Source organism: Actinoplanes sp. NPDC024001 (genome assembly GCF_040638955.1).
Lineage (GTDB): Bacteria > Actinomycetota > Actinomycetes > Mycobacteriales > Micromonosporaceae > Actinoplanes.
Genome location: NZ_JBEZZB010000127.1, coordinates 24,783 through 32,107, shown reverse-complemented (window position 1 = coordinate 32,107; position 7,325 = coordinate 24,783). Strand labels below are relative to the sequence as shown.

At 75.6% G+C, this 7,325-nt stretch carries 9 protein-coding genes; 3 read left to right on the top strand and 6 right to left on the bottom strand.

The window, feature by feature from the left end:
- The 3 genes from AB0F81_RS36555 to AB0F81_RS36545 all read left to right on the top strand — a co-directional run.
- On the top strand, window positions 1-815 hold an 815-nt coding region (locus AB0F81_RS36555; protein ID WP_360204961.1), incomplete at its 5' end, for a CoA transferase.
- 99 nt (window positions 816-914) lie between these two features.
- Window positions 915-1,739, top strand: a complete 825-nt coding sequence (locus tag AB0F81_RS36550; protein WP_360204964.1) for an alpha/beta hydrolase — start codon at window positions 915-917, stop codon at window positions 1,737-1,739.
- A gap of 26 nt (window positions 1,740-1,765) precedes the next feature.
- The gene (locus AB0F81_RS36545) at window positions 1,766-2,923 is read left to right on the top strand and encodes a lycopene cyclase family protein (protein WP_360204958.1); all 1,158 of its coding nucleotides are present in this window, start codon (window positions 1,766-1,768) and stop codon (window positions 2,921-2,923) included.
- On the opposite strand, the gene AB0F81_RS36540 is transcribed toward AB0F81_RS36545, so the two are convergent.
- The 6 genes from AB0F81_RS36540 to AB0F81_RS36515 all read right to left on the bottom strand — a co-directional run bounded on the left by AB0F81_RS36540 (window position 2,916) and on the right by AB0F81_RS36515 (window position 7,198).
- Window positions 2,916-3,329 (bottom strand): GNAT family N-acetyltransferase, encoded by a 414-nt coding sequence (locus AB0F81_RS36540; protein ID WP_360204955.1) that lies wholly within the window; start codon window positions 3,327-3,329, stop codon window positions 2,916-2,918. The two genes, AB0F81_RS36545 and AB0F81_RS36540, sit on opposite strands and share 8 nt — an antisense overlap.
- Window positions 3,330-3,457: 128 nt before the next feature.
- Window positions 3,458-3,835 carry an STAS domain-containing protein gene (locus tag AB0F81_RS36535; RefSeq protein ID WP_360204953.1) on the bottom strand — a complete coding sequence of 126 codons (378 nt, stop codon included), beginning with the start codon at window positions 3,833-3,835 and terminating at the stop codon, window positions 3,458-3,460.
- 101 nt (window positions 3,836-3,936) lie between these two features.
- Entirely contained in the window at window positions 3,937-4,929 is a 993-nt protein-coding gene (locus AB0F81_RS36530) for an AraC family transcriptional regulator (RefSeq protein WP_360204950.1), read from the bottom strand.
- A gap of 19 nt (window positions 4,930-4,948) precedes the next feature.
- Complete coding sequence (sigJ, locus tag AB0F81_RS36525; RefSeq protein WP_360204947.1) at window positions 4,949-5,830, bottom strand: RNA polymerase sigma factor SigJ; 882 nt, start codon at window positions 5,828-5,830, stop codon at window positions 4,949-4,951.
- Window positions 5,827-6,609 (bottom strand): alpha/beta fold hydrolase, encoded by a 783-nt coding sequence (locus AB0F81_RS36520; protein ID WP_360204945.1) that lies wholly within the window; start codon window positions 6,607-6,609, stop codon window positions 5,827-5,829. The genes sigJ and AB0F81_RS36520 overlap by 4 nt, the downstream gene beginning before the upstream one ends.
- A 4-nt stretch (window positions 6,610-6,613) precedes the next feature.
- The gene (locus AB0F81_RS36515; RefSeq protein ID WP_360204942.1) at window positions 6,614-7,198 is read right to left on the bottom strand and encodes a hypothetical protein; all 585 of its coding nucleotides are present in this window, start codon (window positions 7,196-7,198) and stop codon (window positions 6,614-6,616) included.
- Window positions 7,199-7,325 lie beyond the last annotated feature (127 nt).

Genomic DNA, 7,325 nt, shown 5'->3' with positions numbered 1-7,325 from the left:
CGCTGGTCGCGATCGTGCCGGCCGGCCCGGGTGAGCCGCTGCCCCCGCCCGGTCCGCTGCCCGCCTCCGGCCTGCGGGTGCTCGACCTGACCCGGGTGATCGCCGGGCCGGTCGGCACCCGCATGCTCGGCGCGCTCGGCGCCGCCGTGCTGCGCGTCGACGACCCGCACCGGCCGGAACTGCCGCTGCACGCCGTCGACGGGATCATCGGCAAGGCCAGCACGACCCTGGACGCGGCCACGCCCGAGGGCGCCCGCACCCTGCACCGGCTGGTCGCCGAGGCCGACGTGGTGGTGACCGGCTACCGCCCGGGCGCGCTGCGCCGCCTCGGCCTGGAACCGGACCAGATCGCCGAGCGGCACCCGGGCACCGTCGTCGCCACCCTCTCGGCCTGGGGCGACACTCCCGGCTGGAGCGGCCGGCGCGGCTTCGACAGCCTGGTGCAGATCGCCACCGGCATCGGCTGGGCGGCCGGCGCCGGCGGCACCCGGCCCGGCGCGTTGCCGTGCCAGCTGCTCGACCACGCCACCGGCTACCTGCTCGCCGCCGGCGTGCTCACCGCGCTGGCCGGCCGAGCCCGCACCGGTGAGGTCGCGCACGTGGCGGTGTCGCTGGAACGCACCGCCCGCTGGCTGCTCGACGAGAGCCCCGGCCGGGCCGCCGGCCTGGAACAGCCGGACACCGACGCCTACCGCGCGGACCTGGGCGACGGGTGGAGCAGCATCCGCCCGCCCGGCCTGCTCGACGGCCGCCCGCTGACGTGGCCGTGCCTGCCACCCGCCTACGGCCGCGCCCCCGCGACCTGGCCCGGCTGAATAACCGGGCGCGCTATCGGCGCCGGCCCGCCAGAATGGCCCGCTGTGGGAGAAGACAGGTACGGCACCGCAGCACCGCACCGGCTGGGCGTCACCCGCCTGCCCGGCGGACGGCACCTGGCCTGGGCCGAGTGGGGACCGCCGGACGGTGTCCCGGTCCTGTTCTGTCCCGGTGCGGCCACCGGCCGGTCGCTGGCGTTCGGCAGCCATCTCGTCGACGGCCTCGGGGTGCGCCTGCTGTCGGTGGACCGGCCGGGCCTCGGCGGCTCCGACCCGGCGCCCGGCCGCGGCCTGCTCGACTTTGCCGCGGACGTGGCCGACCTGGTCCGCCTGCGTGAGCTGCGGGAGGTTCGCGGTGTCGGCTTCTCGCAGGGCACCCCGTTCCTGCTGGCCTGCGCCGCCTCCGGGATCCTGACCGCGGCCGCGGTGGTGGCCGGCACCGACGAGCTGGCGCACCCGTCGTTCGCCGCCGCCCTCACCCCGGACGTGACCGCGATGGTCGAGGCGGTCCGCTCCGATCCGGCCGCCGCCGAGAGGTTCTTCGCCGGGTTCGGCGACGCCGACGGCTTCTGGCAGCGGATCCTGGCGATGGCCGCCGGCCCGGACCGGGCCGTCTACACCGATCCGGTGTTCGAGGGCGCATACCGGCACGCGATGGCCGAGGCGCTCGCGCCGGGCCCGGCCGGATACGCGCGCGACACCGTGCTCGCCTCGGCGCGGTGGCCGTTCGAACCGGCGCAGATCCGGGTCCCGGTGGACCTCTGGTACGGGGCCGCCGACACCAGCCCCGTGCACTCGCCCGACTTCGGCGCCTCGCTCGCGGCCCGGCTCCCGCACGCCCGGCGCCACCTGGTGCCCGATGCCGGCGGCGCGCTGCTGTGGACCCACGCCGCCGACATCCTGCGGACCCTGCTGCGCCGCTGACCGGACGGTCACGCCCGGTCGGCATAATGGCGCTGGTGGACGTCGACCTTGCCTTGATCGGATATGGCGGCGCCACGTCGTTGCTGCTCGACGCGCTGGACCGGCACGGTGTGCGCGGGCTGCGGATCGCCACCGTGGACCCCGTCGAGACCGCGCGGCCGCACCGGACCTGGGCGTTCTGGACGGGGCCGCGGGACGCGTTCGACCCGATCCTGGACGCCGCCTGGTCGCACGTCGACCTCTACGGGCCGGGCGGGGCGCAACGGCTGGAGCTCGCGCCGATGCGTTACGCCATGGTGCGCTCCGGGCCGGTGTTCGCGCGGGCCGACGAGGCCGCGGACCGGCTGGGCGTCCAGGCGGTGCGGGCGAGCGCGGCCGCGCTCGACGACGACGGCACCTCGGTCACGGTCCGCGACGCGGGCGGCGCCGCGATCGTCCGCGCGGCCTGGGCCCTCGACTCCCGCCCCACCGCGCCGCACCGTCCCGGCCGCACGTTCTGGCTGCAGCATTTCCGGGGCTGGTGGGTGCGCGCCGACCGGGACGTCTTCGACCCGTCGTCGGCGATCCTGATGGACTTCCGCACCCCGCAGCCCGCCCACGGGGTGTCGTTCGGCTACGTGCTGCCGACCGGCCCACGGACCGGGCTGATCGAGTACACCGAGTTCTCCCCGGCCCGCCTCGACGACGCCGGGTACGAGACGGCGCTGCGCTCGTACCTGAAGCTTCTCGATCTTCCGGAGCTGGCCGTCGAGGAGGTCGAGGACGGCGCGATCCCGATGACCGACGCGCCGTTCGCGCGGCGGCCGTCGCCGCGCGTGGTGCGGCTGGGCACCGCCGGCGGGGCGACCCGGCCGTCGACCGGCTACACGTTCTCCGCGATGCGCCGGCAGGCCGAGGGGATCGCCGCCGCCCTGGCCGCCGGCGGTGATCCGGTGCCGCCCGCGGCGTACCCGCGGCGGCACCTGTGGATGGACGCGGTCGCGCTGCGCGCCTGGGACCGCGGCCTGGTCGCGGCGCCGGCCTTCTTCGAGCGGCTGTTCACCCGCAACCCGCCCGGCCGGGTGCTGCGTTTCCTGGACGGTCTGACCTCCCCGGCCGAGGAGGTGGCGCTGATGGGCTCGACGCCGCTGCTGCCGATGGCCCGGGCCGCCGCCGGCGACCTGCTCGCCCGGATCGTCAGGTAGCGGCCGGCAGCGGCTTGGTGCACAGCACGTCCGGCATGGGCAGGTAACCGAGCGCCCGCCAGAACCGCAGCCCGGCCTCGTTGTCCGGCATGACCAGCAGGTTCACCCGGGGACAGCCGAGCCGGCGGAAGCGGGACTCCAGTTCGGCGACCAGCCGGCTGGCGATGCCCTGACGGCGGTTCCGCGGGTGCACGGCGAGGCGCAGGATCCAGCCGCGCCGCCCGTCCCAGGTGCCCATGACCACCGCGACGACGGCGCCGTGCGACTCGCCCACCAGGAACAGCTCGGGGTCGCGGGTCAGTTTGGCCTCGAGTTCGGCGCGCGGCACCACCTCGCGGCCGGCTGCCGCCCACACCGCGACCACGGCGTCGTAGTCGGTCCACTCGAACGCCCGGATCCGCAGCACGGGCGAGAGCCTACCGGCGGCGCCGCCGGATGGTGATCACACCCGCGACGACGAGCAGCACCGGCAGCACGAGTCCCCACATCAACCAGCCCATCGGCCCAGATTGCACCGGTGTGCCGGAGCGCGGCTCACCCCTGGGGGGTGAGACCGAGGACGGCGGCCACCCCGGTGAGTTCCAGCAGCCAGCGGATGTGCGGGCGCGGGCCCTCGACCGTGCAGGCGATCCCGGCGGCCTCGGCCAGCTCGTGCACGGCGAGCAGGGCCCGCGCTCCGGCACAGTCGCAGAACTCCACGCCGGACAGGTCGAGCACGACGCGCTCGTGGTCGCCGGCGCCGATCATCCGGCCGAGCTGGTCGGCGACCGTGGCGGAGGCCTGGACGTCGATGCTGCCGGAGACGGCAATGACCAGCCGGCCCGCGTCGGAGGTGGCCACGACCGTCGCCGTGCAGGGGTCCACCAGCCGCGCGTACGCCAGCAGATGATTCTCGAAGCCCGTGTCGCCCATCCGCCCTCCGCAGCTCGCCGATGAAGGGGTCGTTCGCACAGGGTAGGCGTCTGATGATGCTCCGCTAGCTGTTGCACGCGTCGGCTATCCGAAATGCGCTGTCAACCGCGTCCCCGGCGCAGGGTCGTCCCCGGCGGGACATGGAATCTTGCCTGGTAGCGGGCGGTGAACGTGGCTGTCCGCGGGAAGCCCCACCGGCGGGCGACGGCTGACACGGTCGTGTGCCCGGCGTCGGTCCCGGCGAGTTCGGCGTGCGCCGCCACCAGCCGGACCTCCCGCACGTAGTTCAGCGGCGTCATCGCGAACTGCCGCCGGAACTCCAGACGCAGCTGGCCTGCGCTGATCCCGGCGATCTCGGCGAGCATCGCCTCGGTGTAGGGCCGCTGCGGCTCGGCGTGCACGGCGTCGACCGCGGGCAGGATGCTGCGCGGGGCGTGCCGCCACGGCGCCCGGTCCCGCAGCCGGTCCCGGTACTGGTGGTCGGCGGCCATCAGCAGGGCGGTGAGCAGCGCCTCCTCCAGCGGCGCCGCCACGATCGGCTCGTAGAACGCGCTGTCGGCGTTGTCGATCTCGGCGCCCAGGAAGCGGACCAGCCCGGTGACGGTGCGCCCGGCGGCGCTCCCGTCGTCGACCCGGCCGGAGAGCCGGATGGTGTCGCGGACCGGGACGTCGAGGACCTCGCCCAGATGCGTCTCCAGGGCCCGCCGGTCGACCTTGACCGCGAGCAGGTGGCAGTCGGCGCTGGCGTAGTGCAGCTCGGTCTGGCCGACCGGGCGGTACACCGCCGCGTGGTCCGGCCCGCCGCTGATCGGCCGGCCGTCCTGGCACGCCCAGAACCGGCCGGACTGGGCCACGTTCAGGTGGTAGCTGTCCAGCGCCTCGGTGACGCCGGCCACCGCTGCGCCGTACCGCACGTCGGCGACGGTCAGCGAGCCGAGGTGCAGGAACGCGAAGCGGGCGTCCAGGCTGGCGCCGCGTTCCAGCAGCCGCATCGAGCGTGGGTACAGGTGTTCCCCGCAGACCGCGCGAGCCTCGTCGGGGTCGCGGGTCCGCACCGAGACGGCCGGCCGCAGGTGGCTGGAGTACGCATCCATCACCGGAAATCGTGTCGGGTCAGCCGCGCTCCGGCAACCGGAAAGAACGCAGCTTCGCCGGGTCCCGGACGAAGTCGACCCGCCGGACCAGGTCGCCGGCGACGGTGAAGGAGACGACCGTGTCGACCGTGCCGTCCGGGTCGAGCACCACCATCCCGAGCAGGCCGTTGACCGCGACCGGCAGGCGGGTCTCCGCCGGCCGGGCCCGCTCCAGCAGGCCGAGCAGGAAACGGGCGACCCGCTCGGCGCCGTGCACCGGGCGGCGCGCCGAGCCGGCCCGGCCGCCGCCGTCGGTGGTGAGCACGGCCTGCGGGTCGAGGGTCGCCACCAGGTCGGCGAGCCGGCCGCCGGCCGCGGCGGCCAGGAACTGTTCCACCACCCGCTGGTGCTGGCGGCGGTCGACGCCGAGCCGCGGCGTCCCGGCGCTGACGTGCCGGCGGGCCCGGGCGGCGAGCTGGCGTACCGCGGCCGGTGTGCGCCCGACCGCGGCGGCGACCTCGGTGAAGGTCATGCCGAACACGTCGTGCAGCACCCAGGCGGTGCGTTCCGGCGGGGTGAGCGACTCCAGCACCACCAGCAGCGCGAAGCTGACCGACTCGTCCAGGGTGATCCGGTCGGCCGGGTCGACCAGCGGCGGCGGGGCGGGTTCGGGCAGCCACGGGCCGGGATAGGTCTCGCGGCGGAGCCGGGCCGAGCGCAGCACGTCCATCGCGGCCCGGGCGACGACCACGATCGCCCAGGCCTCGACGTCCGCGACCGGCCGCTGCCGGTCGGCGCGGACCAGTTTGAACCAGCACTCCGAGACGACGTCCTCGGCCTCGGAGACGGTGCCCAGGATGGCGTACGCCATCCGGACCAGCCGGGGGCGTGCCGCCGCGTAGGCGCCGGCGAGGTCGGTCACCGGGCCACCGCTCCGGTGGTCACCAGAACCGTCCGGGCGATCAGGCCGGGGTCGTCGCTCATCGGCACGTGCCCGGCGCCGGGCAGCGGCAGGTGCCGGGTGTGCGCGGGCAGCCCGCCGGTGAAGCGGGACTGCCGCGCGAGCAGGATCCGGTCGGCGTCCCCGAAGGCCACGGTCACCGGCACGGTCAGGCCGGCGGCCGGCTCGCACCGCAGCGGCCGGACGGCCCGGAAGGTGTCCCGGAAGCCGGGGCAGCGGCCCATCGCGGTGATGCTGCGCCGGGCGTCGTCCGGGCTGAGCAGCTCGGGGCGGGCGCAGACCTGCCGGAACACCAGCCGGCGGCCCCACGCCCACCGGCACAGCGCGGCGAGCGGCCGGCCGGCGAACCGGCAGCCGAGCCGGATGCCCAGCAGGACCACGGTGCAGTAGGCGGGCTGGGCGCGCTGCCAGAAGCCGGCCGGGGAGAGCAGGGTCAGCGACGCGACCGGCCGCAGCGCGGCCAGCTCCACCGCCACCCAGCCGCCGAGCGAGTTGCCGGCGACGTGCGGGACGTCGATGCCCCGCTCGTCCAGGGCGGCGGACACCGCCTGCGCCAGGTGCCGGGGCGCGCCGCCGGGGCCGGGGGAGTCGCCGTGTCCGGGCAGGTCCACGGCGTACACGGTGTGGGTCGCGGCGAGCCGGTCGAGCACCGGCCGCCAGGCCGCGCGCGAACCGCCGATGCCGTGCAGGAGCACCAGCGGCGGCCCGTCGCCGGTCTTGGTGAAGGCGAGTGAGGTCATGCAGTCAGGACGAGACGGCCGCCCGGGAGTGTGACAGGCCGGGCACGGCGCAGGCGAGGAAGCAGGCCGCGCCGAGCCAGGTGTTCACGTTGGCGACGGCCACGTCGACCATCGAGCCGGTGCTCGGCACCACGTAGGCGCCGACGGCCGAGACGCCGAAGAAGACGCAGCCGAGCAGGTTGACCGCGGGCTGCCACCAGCCGGATCGGCCGCGGGCCGGCCACCAGCCGTGGCGCGGCGACGCCCGGTACGCGATGACCCCGGAGATCAGGAAGCAGATCGAACCGAACGCGTCGGGCCGCCAGACGAGCCGGTCGTAGTCCGGGTCGGCGAGCACCACCTGCAGCGCCCGGAACGTGGTGACGTTGAAGAACAGCGTCCCCGCCGACTGGATCAGCGCCGCCCACCAGAGCGCGCGCCCGCCCGCTGCGGCGTCCCGGGTCTGCAGCGCGCCACCGGCGGTGAACAGCAGCGAACCGATGAAGAAGGTGGCCGCGTCGGCGCCGGTGCCGACCAGATCGGCGTAGGCGGGAACCGGGCCGATGAGGAAACACACCGACCCGAGAGCGAAGCACCACGCCATCCACATCGCACCGATGGCACCCGACGGAAACGGTGTGCGCCTCCTCCGCGGCGGATGACATCATGGCGGGCATGCCGCAGCGCGCCGTCCTGATGATGCGCCCCGTTCCGGGGCCCGCCGGCGTGCGCCGATA